The sequence below is a fragment of the Mesorhizobium sp. M0751 genome (genome assembly GCF_040320265.1).
Classification (GTDB): Bacteria; Pseudomonadota; Alphaproteobacteria; order Rhizobiales; family Rhizobiaceae; genus Mesorhizobium.
This window is the reverse complement of the sequence record NZ_JAMYPH010000004.1, coordinates 323,595-340,367: the sequence shown is the minus strand read 5'-3', so window position 1 is coordinate 340,367 and position 16,773 is coordinate 323,595. Positions and strand designations below refer to the sequence as shown.

The 16,773-nt window shown below is 62.4% G+C and carries 14 protein-coding genes; 6 read left to right on the top strand and 8 right to left on the bottom strand.

Translation table 11 applies throughout. The features are described 5' to 3' along the window. Nucleotides 1-33 precede the first annotated feature (33 nt). The gene (locus tag NKI19_RS09430; RefSeq protein WP_352488372.1) at nucleotides 34-1,137 is read left to right on the top strand and encodes a calcium:cation antiporter; all 1,104 of its coding nucleotides are present in this window, start codon (nucleotides 34-36) and stop codon (nucleotides 1,135-1,137) included. 293 nt (nucleotides 1,138-1,430) lie between these two features. On the opposite strand, the gene NKI19_RS09425 is transcribed toward NKI19_RS09430, so the two are convergent. From NKI19_RS09425 to NKI19_RS09415, 3 genes are all read right to left on the bottom strand, one after another. Next, entirely contained in the window at nucleotides 1,431-4,190 is a 2,760-nt protein-coding gene (locus NKI19_RS09425; RefSeq protein WP_352564853.1) for a hypothetical protein, read from the bottom strand. Nucleotides 4,191-4,197: 7 nt separating this feature from the next. Further along, nucleotides 4,198-5,766: a hypothetical protein gene (locus NKI19_RS09420; RefSeq protein ID WP_352564851.1), complete on the bottom strand. Its 1,569-nt coding sequence runs from the start codon at nucleotides 5,764-5,766 to the stop codon at nucleotides 4,198-4,200. A 244-nt stretch (nucleotides 5,767-6,010) separates the two neighbouring features. After that, nucleotides 6,011-6,175, bottom strand: a complete 165-nt coding sequence (locus NKI19_RS09415) for a hypothetical protein (RefSeq protein ID WP_352488375.1) — start codon at nucleotides 6,173-6,175, stop codon at nucleotides 6,011-6,013. Between the two features lie 213 nt (nucleotides 6,176-6,388). Here NKI19_RS09415 and NKI19_RS09410 point away from each other — a divergent pair, with 213 nt between their 5' ends. Beyond that, on the top strand, nucleotides 6,389-6,991 hold the full coding sequence (locus tag NKI19_RS09410) for a cupin (RefSeq protein ID WP_352488376.1): 603 nt from the start codon (nucleotides 6,389-6,391) through the stop codon (nucleotides 6,989-6,991). Between the two features lie 162 nt (nucleotides 6,992-7,153). Here NKI19_RS09410 and NKI19_RS32825 read toward each other — a convergent pair whose 3' ends face one another. From NKI19_RS32825 to NKI19_RS09400, 3 genes are all read right to left on the bottom strand, one after another. Next, a complete protein-coding gene (locus NKI19_RS32825; protein ID WP_502899256.1) occupies nucleotides 7,154-7,858 on the bottom strand; it encodes a hypothetical protein in 705 nt (234 codons plus the stop codon). A gap of 33 nt (nucleotides 7,859-7,891) precedes the next feature. Further along, entirely contained in the window at nucleotides 7,892-9,139 is a 1,248-nt protein-coding gene (locus NKI19_RS09405; protein WP_352488377.1) for a coiled-coil domain-containing protein, read from the bottom strand. 311 nt (nucleotides 9,140-9,450) lie between these two features. Then, nucleotides 9,451-10,359 carry a hydrogen peroxide-inducible genes activator gene (locus NKI19_RS09400; protein ID WP_352488378.1) on the bottom strand — a complete coding sequence of 303 codons (909 nt, stop codon included), beginning with the start codon at nucleotides 10,357-10,359 and terminating at the stop codon, nucleotides 9,451-9,453. Nucleotides 10,360-10,498: 139 nt separating this feature from the next. Here NKI19_RS09400 and katG point away from each other — a divergent pair, with 139 nt between their 5' ends. Further along, nucleotides 10,499-12,697, top strand: coding sequence for a catalase/peroxidase HPI (gene katG / locus NKI19_RS09395; RefSeq protein WP_352488379.1), 2,199 nt, complete (start codon nucleotides 10,499-10,501; stop codon nucleotides 12,695-12,697). 80 nt (nucleotides 12,698-12,777) lie between these two features. On the opposite strand, the gene NKI19_RS09390 is transcribed toward katG, so the two are convergent. Next, nucleotides 12,778-13,455 carry an MIP/aquaporin family protein gene (locus NKI19_RS09390; RefSeq protein WP_023677138.1) on the bottom strand — a complete coding sequence of 226 codons (678 nt, stop codon included), beginning with the start codon at nucleotides 13,453-13,455 and terminating at the stop codon, nucleotides 12,778-12,780. Nucleotides 13,456-13,745: 290 nt separating this feature from the next. On the opposite strand from NKI19_RS09390, the gene NKI19_RS09385 reads away from it, so the two are divergent. From NKI19_RS09385 to NKI19_RS09375, 3 genes are all read left to right on the top strand, one after another. Further along, entirely contained in the window at nucleotides 13,746-15,035 is a 1,290-nt protein-coding gene (locus NKI19_RS09385; RefSeq protein WP_352488380.1) for an RsmB/NOP family class I SAM-dependent RNA methyltransferase, read from the top strand. 125 nt (nucleotides 15,036-15,160) lie between these two features. Then, nucleotides 15,161-15,619, top strand: a complete 459-nt coding sequence (locus NKI19_RS09380; RefSeq protein ID WP_292654248.1) for a PaaI family thioesterase — start codon at nucleotides 15,161-15,163, stop codon at nucleotides 15,617-15,619. A gap of 151 nt (nucleotides 15,620-15,770) precedes the next feature. Continuing rightward, complete coding sequence (locus NKI19_RS09375) at nucleotides 15,771-16,433, top strand: 5'-methylthioadenosine/S-adenosylhomocysteine nucleosidase (RefSeq protein WP_352488381.1); 663 nt, start codon at nucleotides 15,771-15,773, stop codon at nucleotides 16,431-16,433. Here NKI19_RS09375 and NKI19_RS09370 read toward each other — a convergent pair. Further along, nucleotides 16,405-16,731, bottom strand: a complete 327-nt coding sequence (locus NKI19_RS09370) for a hypothetical protein (RefSeq protein WP_352488383.1) — start codon at nucleotides 16,729-16,731, stop codon at nucleotides 16,405-16,407. The two genes, NKI19_RS09375 and NKI19_RS09370, sit on opposite strands and share 29 nt — an antisense overlap. Nucleotides 16,732-16,773 lie beyond the last annotated feature (42 nt).

Here is a 16,773-nt window from a genome sequence, read left to right as displayed (position 1 = left end):
GCTTCCCTGCGGGTGGAAGGCAAAAAAGTGACAATGAGTGGTTTCGCAAGATCGGCGGTTTCCTACGGCATACCGCTGGCCGCCCTGGCGATGGCTGTCGCGGTCAGGGCCAGCGGGGTATCGGTGGACGAAGGGTCGCTGGGCACTCGGATATTCATCGGCGCGCTGTCGAGCGCGATCATGTTCATCACCATTTTCGTGGTGCTCGACCACGCCGAGGCGGTGGCCAGGCGCGTAGGCGAGCCGTACGGCACGTTGGTGCTGACCATTGCGGTGACGGCAATCGAAGTGTCGATCATCGTTTCCATCATGCTGCACGGCGCCAACAACCCGACGCTGGCACGCGAATCCGTGTTCTCGACGGTGATGATCACCTCGACCGGCGTCGTCGGCATGTGCCTGACGTTTGGCGGCTGGCGCCATCGCAAACAGGCGATCGTCCGCCAAGGCACCAGTGCCTATCTGGCGGTTCTGGTCGCGCTGAGTGTCATGACGCTCATTCTGCCGACCTACACGATAACCACCGATCCCGGCACGTTCTCGGCGGCTCAGCTTGGCTTCGTCAGCGTGCTTTCAGTGCTGCTGTATGCAGGTTTTCTGTTCGCGCAGACCGTCCGCCACCGTGACGATTTCATCGACGCACAAGCACACGGCGCCGCAGCGCGAACCGACGCTCACGAAAGCCTCGCCGCCGGCGCAGTGCTCCTGCTGATCGGGCTGATCGGTATCGTCATGCTGGCCGAACAGGTCGCCGCAAGCGTCGAGGATGCGCTCGTCGCCTACGAGGTGCCGCAGGCCGACGCCATTGTCGGCGCAATGATCGCCGGGCTGGTTCTGATGCCGGAGGGGATTTCGGCGGTCCGCGCCGCCCTCAACAACGAGCTGCAGCGCGGCCTGAACGTCGCCATGGGTTCGGCCTGCGCGACGATCGGCCTGACAATACCGGGCATCGCCGCCGCCAGCCTGCTGACAGGAAGAGGGCTGACCCTGGGACTGCCGGCGACCGACACGGTGCTGTTGGTTCTGGCGCTCTTCATCTGCAATGTGAGTTTTAGCACGGAGAGGACGACGTTCCTGACCGGGCTGGTGCATCTGGTGGTGTTTTGCACGTATGTGTTTTTGATATTTGTGCCTTGAGGGGGGTGCGGGCGATAGGGAAATCGGGCGCAGACCCTTGAGGAACTAAGGAACCGCTGTGGATCGGGTTCAACGAGCAACCATCCGCTTTCGCATCGAGTTGCCGATGCCCGCAAGCCGCAGGAGTTCCTGATGTGCCAAAGCAATGGTCGAGGAACTGCGGCTCGTGACAGCTAAGGTGGTGTGAGCGTCGGAAGTTTACTGTGCCAGTGAGGTCAGGCTACTCTCACGAACTATTGTAGATCAGGGTAAAAGAGGCGCTGAAACTCTCGGAAACATGTCTCCTGCCCATATTAAGACATAGTCTCAGTGGCATCTACCCCCATACATGCGACCTCGATGGCGCCACTGCTGTTTTCAGTGATCCCACCGGCCGCTGTGTTGAGTATCAAGATTAGCTTCTCAAAACCGTGCCGTTCATTTGTTTGCGGATCGATCCAAATTCGTGATGCATGATTCGTGACGATCAGGATCCCGTGGCGACGCGTAGCGGGCTTGAGATAGTCCTCTGCGAGTTGAATACGCAGGGCGTGGTCGAGCTGGCGCATCGTCCAGCCCATACCGCCATGTTTGACTTCAATGGCGACCTCGCATTGAGCGGTTGTAGACGCGATGGCAATATCGGGCCGGTCTCTCAAGGCCACCTCGGCTTCCCGATAAGCATGAAACCGCCCCTTTGCCCGCAGCATTAGTTGTTCGGTCAACCAATTACGTGCTTCGTCTTCGTCCTTCGCTCGCTCCAGCAAGGGTCGCGAACTGACATCCCCTTTTTTCAATTGGAAGCAAATCTCATCTAAAACTGACATGACGACGCGCATCAAGTCGGCGCCAGTCTTGACCGGAGCCGTGTGCGTTTTTTCAAACTGCCGGACTTCGAGGGAGTCCCAGGCAGGCGGTTCACAATCCTTCTCCGCCTTGGCGTGCGCCAATTCACGAAACCGCTCAGCGCGATCCGCAAAGGCCGGATCCTCTTCCGGGAGCCGACGCACGCGCCAAAATGCATCAGGCCCGGGACGGTCAAGCAACTTTGATAGGATCGTGTTACGGGCGCTCTCCGCATGGTCGCGCGTGTTCGGCGAGAATGTTCCAATGTGATGGGCGTCATCTTTTGGCCGAATGTGTCGATAGGTAAATCTCAATAGTCGGTCGAGCGTGGCAACGCCGGCACGATCCAGAGCTGAGACGACCAGTCCGCGACGATGCCCGTCAAACAAGGTGGCAAGCACGAACGCGACGCGTGTATTGCCGGGCGCGGGCTCGTCCGATCCGATCCATTCATCGAGGCGCCCAACCGCCCAGTCTGGATCGATGACGAACAAAAGGCCAAGATTGGCAGTCGCGAAATCCCGCTTCGCAGCGGAGGCGCTTTGGGTAAACCTCGCGTCAATCTGCAGCCGCAAGCTGAGACGCGATCGGTCGTCCAGGATGAGCTTGCGAAGGATGGCGATCGCCCGCTCAATGTTATCAACGCGCCCAGCCTCGCGTTGAGCGACGGCTTTGAGCATTACCGCCTGGAGCGGTTGCGAGATCGGAGCCTCAGCCGATCCGTAGTAGTACAGGAAATCGGTACTGCCTTGCTCGGTCGAGCGCCACTCGCGGCCGACTTCGCGTGCAACGACAGGCAGCGCGGCCGTCGGATGGGCGAGCAGCAGTTTATCGAGCCACACAGGATATCCTTGCTCGGCAAAGCAGGCGTGGCGCGCGATACGTCCAGCATCCTCCGCGGTTAGGACCAGAGGCCAGTCGGGTTGCTCCCGCGCGGCGACTCCAATACCGGCGAAGGCCAAAATGTGGGTCCAGTTGATGGTGACCGCGCCTCCCGGCTTGCGTTGTGGACGCTTCGGCTTGACCGTGCGCCAGAGCGCCATCATCCCGTCGCGATACGCCTCTGCGACTTGGCGGCCAAACCCTTCTTCCAAAAGGCGCCACTCGCGGGGTGCGTCATGATCGGCAAGCCCGGTCTTGCGTTGCAGCCAGTGGGTCAGGTGATTGAGCCGGTATATACCGGTCTGCCACGACGCCAGATTCGCCGGCGCGCAGAGTTGGCCGGGATCGACACGCAGGGAATCAGCAAACCTCACCCAGGAGGCTTTGTCCTCTTCTTGCTGTTGGTTCCGCTTGCGTTGGTATGCTTCGCGCTCTGCGCGGTGCGTCCGGTCTTCCTCTCTTTCCACCGGCAGCGCATTATAAGCTGCTAGATCCTCAGCGAGGGCGGGTGCGGTCGCCGCGATCGCTTGTAGGCGTCCCTGTTCCGCCGTTTGCCATCCAGCATTCTTGAGCAGCGCGACGATGAGGCTCAGCGCGACACGCCGGTCATCGATTTCAGGCAACGCCAGAGCATCATCGAATAGCCATTCAAGGTCTCGTTCAGACGCACCCCACAATTGATTGCCCGACCCAAAGTAGACGTGCCAGTGCCGGTTAACCGCACGCTCAGTAGGCAGGGAGCGGGTATCTGCTACATCAGCCCAAAACAACGCTCGATTGAGCCTCGGATTCGCTTGCACCAACTCAGGGAGTGGTGGCTCGTCCTTTTCGAAGGAACAGCTCCGCTTAGCCCGCTCGATTGCCATCAGCAGCCGGACGAGGGCCTGGCTGGGCGTCTTTTCGCCGAGTGCCTTGATTTCGGCGGCGGCGATCGGCCGAAGGTGATCGGCGAGGTAGCCGTACTTCACGGATACACGATGATAAGAGTCAACGAGCGGCGGCATCAGGCAGAGGTCACCGATCCCCTTCACGACCTTGGCTCGGTCCTGCGGCGTTGCGGCCGATAGATAGAGTCCAGCGATGGCATAGGCGAAACCCTCAGTCGAATGTGGGCGCGGCAGCTTTGCTTCTGAGATGAGCCGCAGCAAATCGCCTGCGGTGAGAAATTCCGGATAAAGTGCTTGTGAGATCCCGGCCGCCACAGAGGCACTAAGCCTGCCGGGATTGGCCAGCGCGTCACCCACTATCTGTCGGCATCCGGCATGATCACCACACGCCTTCATCGCCTCAATAGCAACGATACGGCGATAATCTCTTGGCCCTTCGCTGCTCGCTGCTTTACGCAACAGCAGTTCACAACTTGGAATCGCCCCGTCGCGTATCAAGCGCAGCAGGATGAAGCGAAAGTCGTCGTGTTTGTTTTACCTCCCAAGCCTTGACAATGTCGGGAGCCAAGCGAGCATCGGCGAACATCGCAAAGTTGCGAGAATCCAAACTGGTATCCGCAATCTCGCCTTCTGCGTGCAAGTTCGCAAGCGCCGCAAGGACTCTGCGACGAGAGTCGATGTCGAGCGAACGCGGGTCGCCATGTTGCATCAGTACAATGGGCTCGCGGCGAATGATCTCGTCGCGAAAGTCGGCGTGCCACAATGCCAGCCAAGCGGCAGCCGGCCGCAGCGATGGCACGAGTGTCGCAACGCCATAACGGTCGGCAAAAATGAGATTCCAAATTTCAGCACGAGGACAACCGTCCCGTAGCAAACGGTCCAGCCATCGTGCGGTGAGATATTCTTGTGTTCCCCGATGGTGAAAGCGCACCCGGCCGAAGGTTGAGGGAGCAAAAATCCCCCGCCGCAGAAGCGCGTTACACTCCGCATCGCTCCATTCATCAAGCATGCGCGCCGGCTCAATGGCGCCTGCCATAAGGCTTGGATCGGTCTGTCCGCCTGGCGCACGCAGGGTGAAGGATTTACCTAGGCTTAGCGCCGCGGCCAGACTCTCGGCGCCGTGCCGTGCCTTGGCTGGCGCCAGTGAATCGTTATCGGGACGGTGCGGCTCGCGCTCTGCCAGCTTCCTTTCGATGCCATAGTCGACCATCGCAGCCAGACTGCCAAACTCGTTGCGTTCATTCCAGTAGGAGGCGAGATCGAGCACATCGCCGGGGCGCTGACGGAAGGCTTCGAGCCCAGCTTTCACAATCGCGGCAGCAAACGTCTCGGAATCGGCCACGCCTGCCGCCGACGCGAGCGCCGCCGACTGTTTTCCATCAAGGGGCACGATCTGCACCACAAGCAGTTCATGCGGTGCAGCTTCAGGCCTCTGTGGTAGCTCGGTCGTTTTGCGTTCATCGAAAAGCGGTTCGAGAAGTTTGGCTTCGTCGCCCTTGTCGACCGGAGCCTCTGCCTTCCGGTGCGCCGGCAGCCATTCCCTGATCGCGCGACGATCGTCATCATTGCGCCAATCGGTCACCCGGCACGAGATGAAGATATTGGCGCGTTCAAGCGCCGGACCGCTTTCTCGGGCAAGCCGCTTGAGCGCACTTTCGAAGCTCTTCCGATTGAGCCGCGCTTCATCGATTGAATCGAGAAAGAACCAACCTTCGGCGGGGCCAGTCCGCCATGCTTCGTATGAGTGTGCCTCGCCTGGACCGAGAGCAGCTTCAAAGCCCTGATCGGCGAGTTCTTCGATGCGAAGGTAAAAGGACGGCTTGCCCTGGAGGGATAACTGGCGCGCTTGATTTCGGAACTCCTCCGATTTGCCGCTGGCGGCTTCTGCAAGAACAACGACGCGGCACCGTTGTAGCAAACCCGACCAATCCAGCCAGCCTGAGAGCCGCGCGCCCCAGTGAGCCCCGTATTCAGGGTTGAGTTCCTGATCTTTGCTGATAGGCGCAAACCAGCGATGAAGTTCGACGAAATCCATGGATATCCAGTGTAATTACCCGACGACTCGGCGGCTATTTTAACCAAATCAGCGGTCCTCTCACACGGGTTCTGTGTTTAGCCACCGATTCATTCAATAAGAGCTCACCGAGCGTTAGGCGCTCACCGAGCGAGCCGTCTGCGGCCCGATGCCTCTTGGCCGAAATTTGATCATCATCTGAGCACACTCGTCATGCCGCATCCTGCTGCACCGCAGGTGAGGTAGATCGTGCGTTACTGCTGCGTTACCTGCGTACGGCACGATCCTCAGGTCGCGCATCGCGCTTGCCGACCGCGTGCGCCGCCATTTGCGACGGCGTCAGGTTGGTCGTGCCGCTTTGCCATCGCCACTCGCCGCACGCTGCCCGGAACGCCTGTTCGCGCGGGCAGTGGCGTTCCTCCAACAGCATTTTCGCTCCAGCGCAGGGCTTTCCGGCCGCGCCCGCGACAGTGATTGCTGGCCGGCATCGCCAGAAAGCACCGGTCGGAGAACAGCTCCTTGGTGATCAGGCCACGATGGTCGCCCGGCCGCATAGATCGCAAATCTCCGCGCTCAGCGGAACCGACCACCATGTAGCCGGTTAATTTCGGCAGAACCTTCCCAACCAACCCAGGGCCACACCATGAGCATCCTGCAAACCACGAAGAAAGCCGTCGAGCAGGTCACCGGTCTCGCCAGGCCCGGCAAGAGCGAGGTCGCCGATCTTGTGATGCAGCGCAAACCGAACGAGTTTCGCTTCAGCGATGATGGCCTCGTGCCCAACCATCCGTCCTGGCCGCTTGTCGTCTTTCGCGGCGCCGTGAAGCTGCCTGAGGAATTCGATCCGGCGGCGGTCATGGAGGCGCTTTTTGACGCTAATGGCTGGGGCGATAGCTGGCGCAACGGTATCTACGACTACGTCCACTATCATTCGCAGATCCACGAGGTGCTTGGTGTTGCGCGCGGCACCGCGAAAGTCCGCTTTGGCGGCAGCAAGGGACGAACGCTGTCGCTGAAGGCCGGCGACGTCGCGGTGCTTCCGGCCGGCACCGGGCACCAGCGTCTTTCCGCATCCGACGACTTTTTGGTCGTCGGCGCCTATCCTCCATCCGGCACCTATGACCTGTGTACGACCACTGCCGATCATGCCAAGGCAGTGGTGACGATCCCCAGGGTCGGCCGTCCGCGCAAGGACCCTGTTTACGGAGGCACAGGCCCGTTGCTCGCAGCCTGGAAAAGGGACTGAAGTCGTTCCTTTCGAAGGGGCTGCGGGTTGGCTTCAGGGCTCAAACCGAACCTTTGACCAACACCTACTGCGCCCCCGACTAAGAAGGCCGCTTTGTAGATAGATGGCGAAGCGGATCGTGCCGCTGTCGGCGTGCGGCAGCGCTGGCGATCAGGCTTGGTGCTATACTATTGCAGTGACCCTGCCCGACGCATTGAGGCGACAACTGACTTGCGCCTGCCGGACTTCGATGCCACCTTTTCCAGCGTAGTCTATTCGCACCTCGATCGGCGCCGTGAGTCCACCCCGACCTTGATGCAATGCGCCTGCGCTTACCGCGTGGACACGGACGGCGCCAAGTGGCGTCGCAGCGGCCAGGATCGCCGCGCGGCAGGCTCGCACGATCACAATCGGCGTACCGGGTTTCGCTGTCAGTGGTCCCGGAGATACAAAGGGATATCCCTTGGTGGAGTCACCCTCACCGGCTTTGGAAGGCCTGAGGACGGGTGGCAGGACGATGGATTGCCCAGCGGTCTTGGCAGAGGAAGGGGCTGTCACTGCAGTCGAACTGTCGGGTGCGGTTGCCGCTTCGTTTTCGGCGGACGGATCGTCGCCCACACTGGTACTTGTGCTTGTGTCACCAACGTTGCCGCTGGCACTAACGCCTGCGTCGACTGATCCGTCATCCGCCCCGACCGAAGCTCCAACATTTGCTCCGCCTACGCCGTCGACGCTCGTGCCCGCCCCCACGGATACGCCTTGCGAACCGGCGCTCACTCCAGCACCGACCCCGACACCGCCCGCCCTACCGCCCACGCCTGCTTCAAGGGCCGAGGCAGGCCCAACTGTGATCCCGATCGTCAACGCGGCCGCGACATACTTCTTCATTCGCGTCTCTCCTGCGGCATTACATTTCGCTCACTAGTCTTCACTGGCGCGGCTCGAGCTTTTTGATGGCCGTGTTGGAAGCAATGCTGCGGGAAGAGGTATGGTTGCGAGCAGAACGGTTTGCGGCGGCTTTTGGACCTTCATTTTCTGTTTTTTCGGCAAGCCCGGTTTACGGGCTGGTTGGGCGTCCGAACGCGATAACCTACTTGCAAGTGCACTCGCGGGGGTACGCGCTTTCGACGAGCGCTCCACAGCCGCAGTGCGACGCTTACCCTTGACGATATCAATTGCCTCACGCGCGGCACTGAGGCTGCGGGCTAGACCGATAGCCCTTTCACGCTCTTGCTCGAGCGCCGCACTCAATTCTGCCGAGTTCTGCTTTAAAGCATCGCGTTCCTGGCGAACAATATCGAGGTCACGCACTGCTGAATCTGCTCGTTCGCGTCCCAGCGCGAGTGTTTCTCGAGCCTGCTTTAGAGCGGCCTCGGCCACCTGTCGGTCCCTTATGGCGTTGGCCTGCTCGACGGCTGCCAGCTTTGCGCCTGCCTTAAGAGCATCGATAGTTTGGCGAGCCGTGGTAAGTTCTTGCTCCAAGAGCTCGACCTTGTGCCGCTCGTCATCAAGCGCTCGCTTCGCAGCAAGCTGGGAGGCGTCCATAGAGGGGTGCGCTCCAGGCGCGGCAGCCTCCTCGCTGTTCCAGAGACTGGCTTCGGCCCTGTAGCTTTCGATAACGCGCTGCGCCGTCTCCAGATCGAGCCCGAGCGCTTCCTCTGTTCGCTGCTGCTCTTTCAGGGTTTGTGCTTGCTGAGCCACCGTCTCTGCCAGTAGGTGTGCCTGGGCGCTTAGCTCACGGACGCCGCGCTGCATAACCTCTAGCTCCGCTCGTGCTGCGGCCAATTCGCGGCGTAAAGCCTCCTCATGCTCGCCGAGCGGCGTTCGCGCGCCCTCCTTGAGTGCCTGTGTTTCGCTGAGCACCAGCTCTCTAGATGTATGGGATCCGAGCGCGCTCGGTTGTGGCTTGCCCGGTTCTTTGCCGACCTCGGTGTGTTCGGAAACCACGACCGACGAGCTGTCGTTAGCTGTGGCAACCGCTGGCGCTTCGGGCGCCAACTGACCATTTGCCGGAAATGCCAACAGCAGAACGAAGCATAACGGAATGAGGGATGGCATGGCGTTGCACCCCATGCCGCCTATCTCGTGAAGTAAAATCAAGGGCCGTGGTTTAATAAAGGTGAAGTCACAGCGGAGGGATTTTGACCTGGTACTCTGCGCATGATTCATCACTGAACCTCACCGATCGCGGCCCTCACCGCTATTGTATTCTCCACTTACTGCACGCCGCGGCGCCGCGGATGCCGCACCAAAAAGTTCAATGCTAGTGAAGCACCCTCGGCAACGCCAAGCACGGAATTGCGCGCAAAGGCTGTTTCCTATTTCCTTAGTTGTCATCATTCGAACAAACGGAACTTTCGGCTTTCGGGATGACCATCTTCCCTACGGAACGGCTGTGATGCGGCGCAAAGCAGCCATTCAGGTCTGCGAAGGTCGACTTCGGGTCAACACCAAACTTCCGCTAGATGGTACAGCGTACCTCACCCAGCCAGCACCGCCGCATCCAGCCCGCGAATGATCTTGGCCAGCTCGACGCATTCGTCGTGACGGACCTTGTTGCGCCGCCAGGCGAGGCAGATCGTGCGCTGCGGCATTGGTTCCTGGAACGGCACGATCTTCAGATCGGGGATGGTGCTGGCCGGCCCTGCCGCCATTTCCGGGATAAGCGTGACGCCGAGCCCGTGCGCCACCATCTGTAAGAGCGTCGTCAGGCTGGTCGCGCCGTAGCTTGCCATCGCCACCGGCCGCACGCTGCCGCAAACGGCGAGCGCCTGTTCGCGCAGGCAGTGGCCTTCCTCCAGCAGCATCAGCCTTTCCAGCGCCGGGCTTTCCGGCGGCACCGGCGGCGAGGCGAAGGCGGGATCGCCGGCCGGCACGGCCAGGAAGAACCGGTCGGAGAAAAGTTCCTCGGTAACCAGGCCCGGGTAATCGAGCGGCAGTGCGGCGACGAAGGCGTCGAGCTTTCCCGAGCTGGTGTCCTCGACCAGCGACGCGGTCACCGCCTCGCGCAATTCGAGCTGCAATGCCGGGAAGTGCCGTTTCAGCTCCGGCAGCACATGCGGCAGCAGATAGGGCGCCACCGTCGGGATGATGCCGAGCCGGAAGCGTCCCTCCAGCGCCGGGCGGCCGCGCCGGGCCGTGGCCTCGACATCGCTGATATCGGCAAGAATGCGCTCGATGCGCGGCAGCAGGGCCTGTGCCTCGTCGGTCATCCGCACCGCCTTGCCGCCGCGCTCGAACAGCCGGCAATTAAGCCGCAGCTCCATCTCGGCGATCTGCGAAGACAGCGCCGGCTGGCTGACGCCGGCGAGTTTTGCGGCGCGGCCGAAATGCAGCGTCTGCGCCAGCGCTTCGAAATAATGCATCTGCCGGACGGTCAAGCCGATCATAAGGAAAACCTATCAGAATAAACAGCAAAGGCAATTTGTCTTTATCGGCTGGGCAGGCTAGTCTGGAACAGAATGGCGCGGCCGCTGGCCCTGGCCGGAAAATCAACAAATCCCAAAAATCAACAAATCGGAGGCAAAGATGGATGCGAAAACCGACGACAACAGCGCCGGCAAATGCCCGGTCCCACATGGATCGGCCAGGAGGAGCAACCGTGACTGGTGGCCAAACCAGCTCGACCTTGGCGTCCTCCACCAGCAGTCCAGCCTCTCGGACCCGATGGACGAGGACTTCGACTACGCCGAGGAATTCAAGAGCCTCGATCTCGATGCGGTGATCAGGGATCTGCACCAGGTGATGACCGATTCGCAGGATTGGTGGCCGGCCGATTTCGGCCATTACGGCCCGCTCTTCATCCGCATGGCCTGGCACAGCGCCGGCACCTATCGCATCGGCGATGGCCGTGGCGGCGCCGGCGCCGGCCAGCAGCGTTTCGCACCGCTCAACAGCTGGCCGGACAATGCCAATCTCGACAAGGCGCGCCGGCTGCTGTGGCCGATCAAGCAGAAATACGGCAGGAAAATCTCCTGGGCCGACCTGTTGATCCTCACCGGCAACGTCGCGCTGGAATCGATGGGTTTCAAGACCTTCGGCTTCGCCGGCGGCCGCGCCGATGTCTGGGAGCCCGAGCAGGACGTCGACTGGGGGTCGGAAACCAAGTGGCTCGCCGACGAGCGCTATTCCGGCGACCGCGAACTTCACGGCCATCTCGGCGCCGTTCAGATGGGGCTGATCTACGTCAACCCGGAAGGGCCGAACGGCAAGCCCGATCCACTGGCCGCGGCACGCGACATCCGCGAAACCTTCGCCCGCATGGCCATGAACGACGAGGAAACCGTGGCGCTCATCGCCGGCGGTCACACTTTCGGCAAGACCCACGGCGCCGGCGATGCCTCGCTGGTGGGCGCAGAGCCGGAAGGCGCCGGCATCGAGGCGCAGGGCCTCGGCTGGTCGAGCAAGCATGCCACCGGCATTGCCGGCGACGCCATCACCTCGGGCCTCGAGGTGACCTGGACCACGACGCCGACCAAATGGAGCAACAACTTCTTCGACAATCTGTTCGGCTTCGAATGGGAGCTGACCAAGAGCCCGGCCGGCGCCCATCAGTGGACGCCGAAGGGCGGCGCCGGTGCAGGCACCGTGCCGGACGCGCACGATGCCTCGAAGCGCCGCGCGCCGGCGATGCTGACCACCGATCTCGCGCTGCGGGCCGACCCGGCCTACGAGAAGATCTCGCGGCGCTTCCATCAGAATCCGGATCAGTTCGCCGATGCCTTCGCCCGCGCCTGGTTCAAGCTGACCCATCGCGACATGGGTCCGGCCGTCCGCTACCTCGGCCCGCTCGCGCCGAAGGAAGAGCTGATATGGCAGGATCCGATACCGGCAGTCGACCACGAGCTGGTCAGCGAACAGGACATCGCCTCGTTGAAGGCGAAGATCCTGGCCTCCGGCCTGTCCGTTTCCGAACTGGTCTCGACCGCCTGGGCCTCGGCCTCGACTTTCCGCGGCTCCGACAAGCGCGGCGGCGCCAATGGCGCCCGCATTCGCCTGGCGCCGCAGAAGGACTGGGAGGTCAACCAGCCAGCACAGCTGGCCAAGGTGCTCGAGACGCTCGAAGCGATCCAGAAGGGCTTCAACGCTTCGCAGACAGGCGGCAAGAAGGTCTCGCTTGCCGACCTGATCGTTCTCGGCGGCGTCGCCGCGGTCGAGAAGGCGGCCAAAGACGGCGGCCATGACGTCAAGGTGCCGTTCACGCCAGGGCGCATGGACGCCTCGCAGGAACAGACCGATGTCCAGTCCTTCGCCGCGCTCGAGCCGAAAGTCGATGGCTTCCGCAACTATGTCAGGGGCAAGCCGCCGATGTCGGTCGAAGCGATGCTGGTCGACCGGGCGCAGCTGCTGACCTTGACGGCGCCGGAGATGACGGTGCTCGTCGGCGGCTTGCGGGTGCTCGGTGCCAACACCGGCCAGTCGAAGCACGGGGTGTTCACCGACAGGCCGGGCACGTTGACCAACGATTTCTTTGTCAACCTGCTCTCCATGAACACGATCTGGGATCCGGCCGCCGGCTCCGATGAAGTCTACGAAGCGCGCGACCGCAAGACCGGGGCGGTCAAGTGGACCGGCACCCGCGCGGATCTGATCTTCGGCTCACACGCACAGTTGCGTGCGCTTGCCGAGGTTTACGGATCGGCCGACGCCGGGCAGAAGTTCGCCCGGGATTTCGCCGCTGCCTGGACCAAGGTGATGAACGCCGACCGTTTTGACCTTGCGGCCTGATCCGGGCACGCGAAGTTCTCGATGCAACAAAAAAGGCGCGGGCCTCGACCCGCGCCTTTTTCGTTGGGCTTGCGAAAAAGTCAGTCCTTCTCGAAGATGCCGGCCTTGGCGACGACGCCGGCGATAGCGCCGCCGATCAGCGGCGCGACGATGAACAGCCACAGCTGGCCGATCGCCGCAGTTCCCGAAAACAGCGCCGGTCCGATCGAACGGGCCGGGTTGAGCGATGTGCCGGTCACCGGGATGATGGCGAAGTGCAGTCCCGCCAGCGTCAGGCCGATTACGAGGCCGGCGAAGGCCGTGGTGTGCTTGGCGTTGGTTACGCCGAGGATGACCGTGACGAAGGTGAAGGTGCCGATCAGCTCCCACAGGAAGGCCGAGCTGACGCCCCATTTCGTCACGTCCCAGCCATTGGCGCCGAAGCCGCCGGTGTGGCCGCCGACCTGTCCGGAGACGATGATCCACAGTGCCAGCGACGCGATGATGGCGCCGATGACCTGCGCGATCCAATAGGGAATGACGTCCCTGGCCGGCATCCGCCCGGCGAGGAACACACCGAGCGTCACCGCCGGATTGAGGTGCGCGCCCGAAATCGGGCCGATCGCATAGGCCGCCGCGATCAGGCCGATGCCGAACGCCAGACCGATACCTTCCTGGCCAAGCGGCAGCGCGCCGCCGAAGCCGCCCGTCACCACCGAAGCCGTGCCGATGAACACCAATAGAAACGTGCCTAGAACTTCCGCCAGATAAGTTTTCATTGCCCTCTCCTCGTATCGACCCGCGGCTTCGCCTTTTTCTGCGACGCGAATCACCGCGCAAAGAGTATTCGCAACCGCAAAAGTTGCAAAGCAGAGCAGTTGCACCAGCCGGCGTGCTTGTGCGTGTCAGTTGCGCGCTTTAGAGCGGCATGCGTTCACTTGAGCGCACAATGCACACTCTGGCCACTCTGGAACCCACGTATCGTGCTTTCCGAAAATCGGTTTCCGATTGTCGGGCCGATGCGATAGAGCAGGGCCGGAATTAGTTTGCTGAGTAATGGAAGACGACAATGAGACTGGGCGGGCGGCTGGCTGCAGCCATCGAAGTGCTTGACGACATCGGCCGGCGCCACCGGCCGGTGGCCGATGCGCTGAAGGACTGGGGCCTGTCGCACCGCTTCGCCGGTGGCGGCGACCGCGCCGCGATCGGCAACATCGTCTATGACGCGCTGCGCCGCAAGCGCTCGGCCGGCTGGCTGCTCGGCGAAGACACGCCGCGCGCCATCGGCTTCGGCGCGCTGCTGCTCGAATGGGGCCAGACCGCGCAGTCGCTGAACGAGGCGCTCGAGGGCGACAAGTTCGCGCCGCCGCTGCTTACCGCCGACGAACTGACAACGCTGGCAGCTCGCCGGCTTGCCGACGCACCGCCGGCCGTCAGGGCAGACATCCCCGACTGGTGCATGCCGCTGTTCGAACGGGCGTTCGGCACGGCCTGGGTGGAAGAGGGTGCCGCGCTTGGCACTCGCCCGCCGCTCGACCTCAGGGTCAACACGCTGAAGGCCGATCGTGGCAAGGTGCTGGCGGAATTGGCGGAGACCGGCGCCAAGCCTGCGCGGCTCGCGCCGCACGGCATCCGCATCCCGCCGATCGAAGGCGATGGCAGGCACCCGAACGTACAGGCCGAGCCGGCCTTCCAGAAAGGCTGGTTCGAGGTTCAGGACGAGGGTTCCCAGATCGCGGCCGAACTGGCCGGCGCCGAGCCTGGAATGCAGGTGCTCGACTTTTGCGCCGGCGCCGGCGGCAAGACGCTGGCGCTGTCCGCGGCCATGGACAATCGCGGCCAGATCTTCGCCCACGACGCCGAGAAGGCCAGGCTGGCGCCGATCTTCGACCGCATACGCCGTTCGGAAAACCGCAATGTGCAGATCGTCACCAAGCCGGCCGAGCTCGCGCCGCTCGGCAAGCATATGGACATCGTCCTGATCGATGCGCCCTGCACCGGCAGCGGCACCTGGCGGCGCCGGCCGGATGCCAAATGGCGGCTGACGCAAAGGCAGCTCGACGCCCGCAAAAGCGAGCAGGAGACGATCCTCGATGCCGCCAAGGACTTCGTCAAACCCGGCGGCCTGCTGGTCTACATCACCTGTTCGATGTTCGATGAGGAAAATGGCGACCAGGTTTCGGCCTTCCGGAACCGCCATCCCGGTTTTGTCCCGGTCGATCACCGCCAGCTTTGGGACAGCCGTTTTGCGGGCCACGAGGCGGCAGTGCGTATCGGCGCTGCGGGCGGCATTTCGCTGTCGCCGTTGCTGAGCGGCACCGACGGCTTTTACTTCTGCGCGCTGCGCCGCGTCGGCTGAACCTTTGCCATGGACACAGAGCCGGGCAGAATGCTGCAGTGCAGCATTTGCGATTGCCTGCCGCCCACCCCTCTGCGATAAATGCCTTTACAATAAGATTTGCCGAGAAATGAAGGACGACGGCCATGGCAGCAAAGATCGTTCCTGCTCCCGATTATGAGGACCGCGTCAGGACGTCCTTTGCGCGCCAGAACGCGATGATGACGATTGGCGCCGAGCTGACGCTGGTGACGCCCGGCATTATCGAGATCGAAATGCCCTATTCGGCGGCACTGACGCAGCAGCACGGCTTTCTCCATGCCGGCGTCATTTCGACGGCTCTCGACTCGGCCTGCGGCTATGCGGCATTCTCGCTGATGCCGGAAAATTCCGGCGTGCTGACTATCGAGTTCAAGGTCAATCTGCTGGCGCCCGGCCGGGGCGAGCGCTTCCTGTTCCGCGGCTCGGTGACTAAGCCCGGCCGCACCATCATCGTCGCAGACGGACAAGCCTATGCGTTCGCCACCGACGGCGAGGCCAAGCTGATCGCCACAATGACCGGGACGATGATGACAGTGCTCGGCCGCGACGGTATCGAGGGGTGACGAGCGGTCCACGCAGCGGACGAAAAGCCGCTAAATGGGCTTTCGAGCGACGAACGCCCGGAGCCATAGCGAAGGGCCGGGGGCCGGTGAGGGCACGTCGCCCTTCTTACCTTCCGGCTCCGGTGGCAGGGCCAGAAAGGAGAAGATCGTCGTGACCGGTAAAGTGTCTCGCCTGTCCGGCAAGTCCGTGCTCTTTGTCATGGCGGCCGAAGCCGAATACGGTCCACATCTGCAGCGGCTGTTCACGCCGCTGATGACCGGCGTCGGACCGGTCGAGGCCGGCGTCGGGCTGAGCGCCGAACTGGCCCGGCGGGCGGCCGAAAACGCGCTGCCGGATCTCGTCGTGTCGCTCGGGTCGGCGGGCAGCCGGACGCTGGAGCAGACCGAAATCTACCAGGCCGTGTCAGTTGGCTACCGCGACATGGATGCCTCGCCATTGGGCTTCGAGAAGGGCGCCACGCCGTTCCTCGACCTGCCCGTCAGCGTGCCGCTGCCGTTCAGGATACCAGGCATCAGGCCGGCGACGCTGTCGACCGGGGCGGCAATAGTCACCGGCGCCGCTTACGACGCGGTCGCTGTCGACATGGTCGATATGGAAACCTTCGCCTGCCTGCGCGCCTGCCAGCTGTTCGGCGTGCCGCTTATCGGCCTGCGCGGCATTTCCGACGGCGCGGCCGATCTGAGGCATGTCGGCGATTGGACCGAATATCTGCACGTCATAGACGAGAAGCTGGCCGCGGCGGTGCAACTGCTGGAACAGGCGATCGCCTCCGGCGCGATCGACTTCAAGCTTGTTGGGGCGGCAGGCTCTTAGCGTTACCGAACAGCACGCCGATCATCCTGAAGCGAACGGCGTTGGCGCGATTGACGTAAGTGACTGACCCGGGCTCGTGATCGAGGGTCCAGCGTCCGGTCGCGCCGGTGTCCCAGTCGGCGACATAACCGTCATCGAGCATCCGCCAGCGCCCGCTTCGCGCCTCGCCATCGTCGAGCAGCATGTGCGCGGCACCCTCGCTTTCAAAATAGACGTAAGCCTCCTTGCCGTTTCGTTCCAACACATGGGTCATGCCCGGAATGAGCATCGCAAGGGTTTCCTTCTGAAGTGCTGCCATGATTTCCTCCTGAATTGAAGTCGCCGATTGCCTTGACCGGCA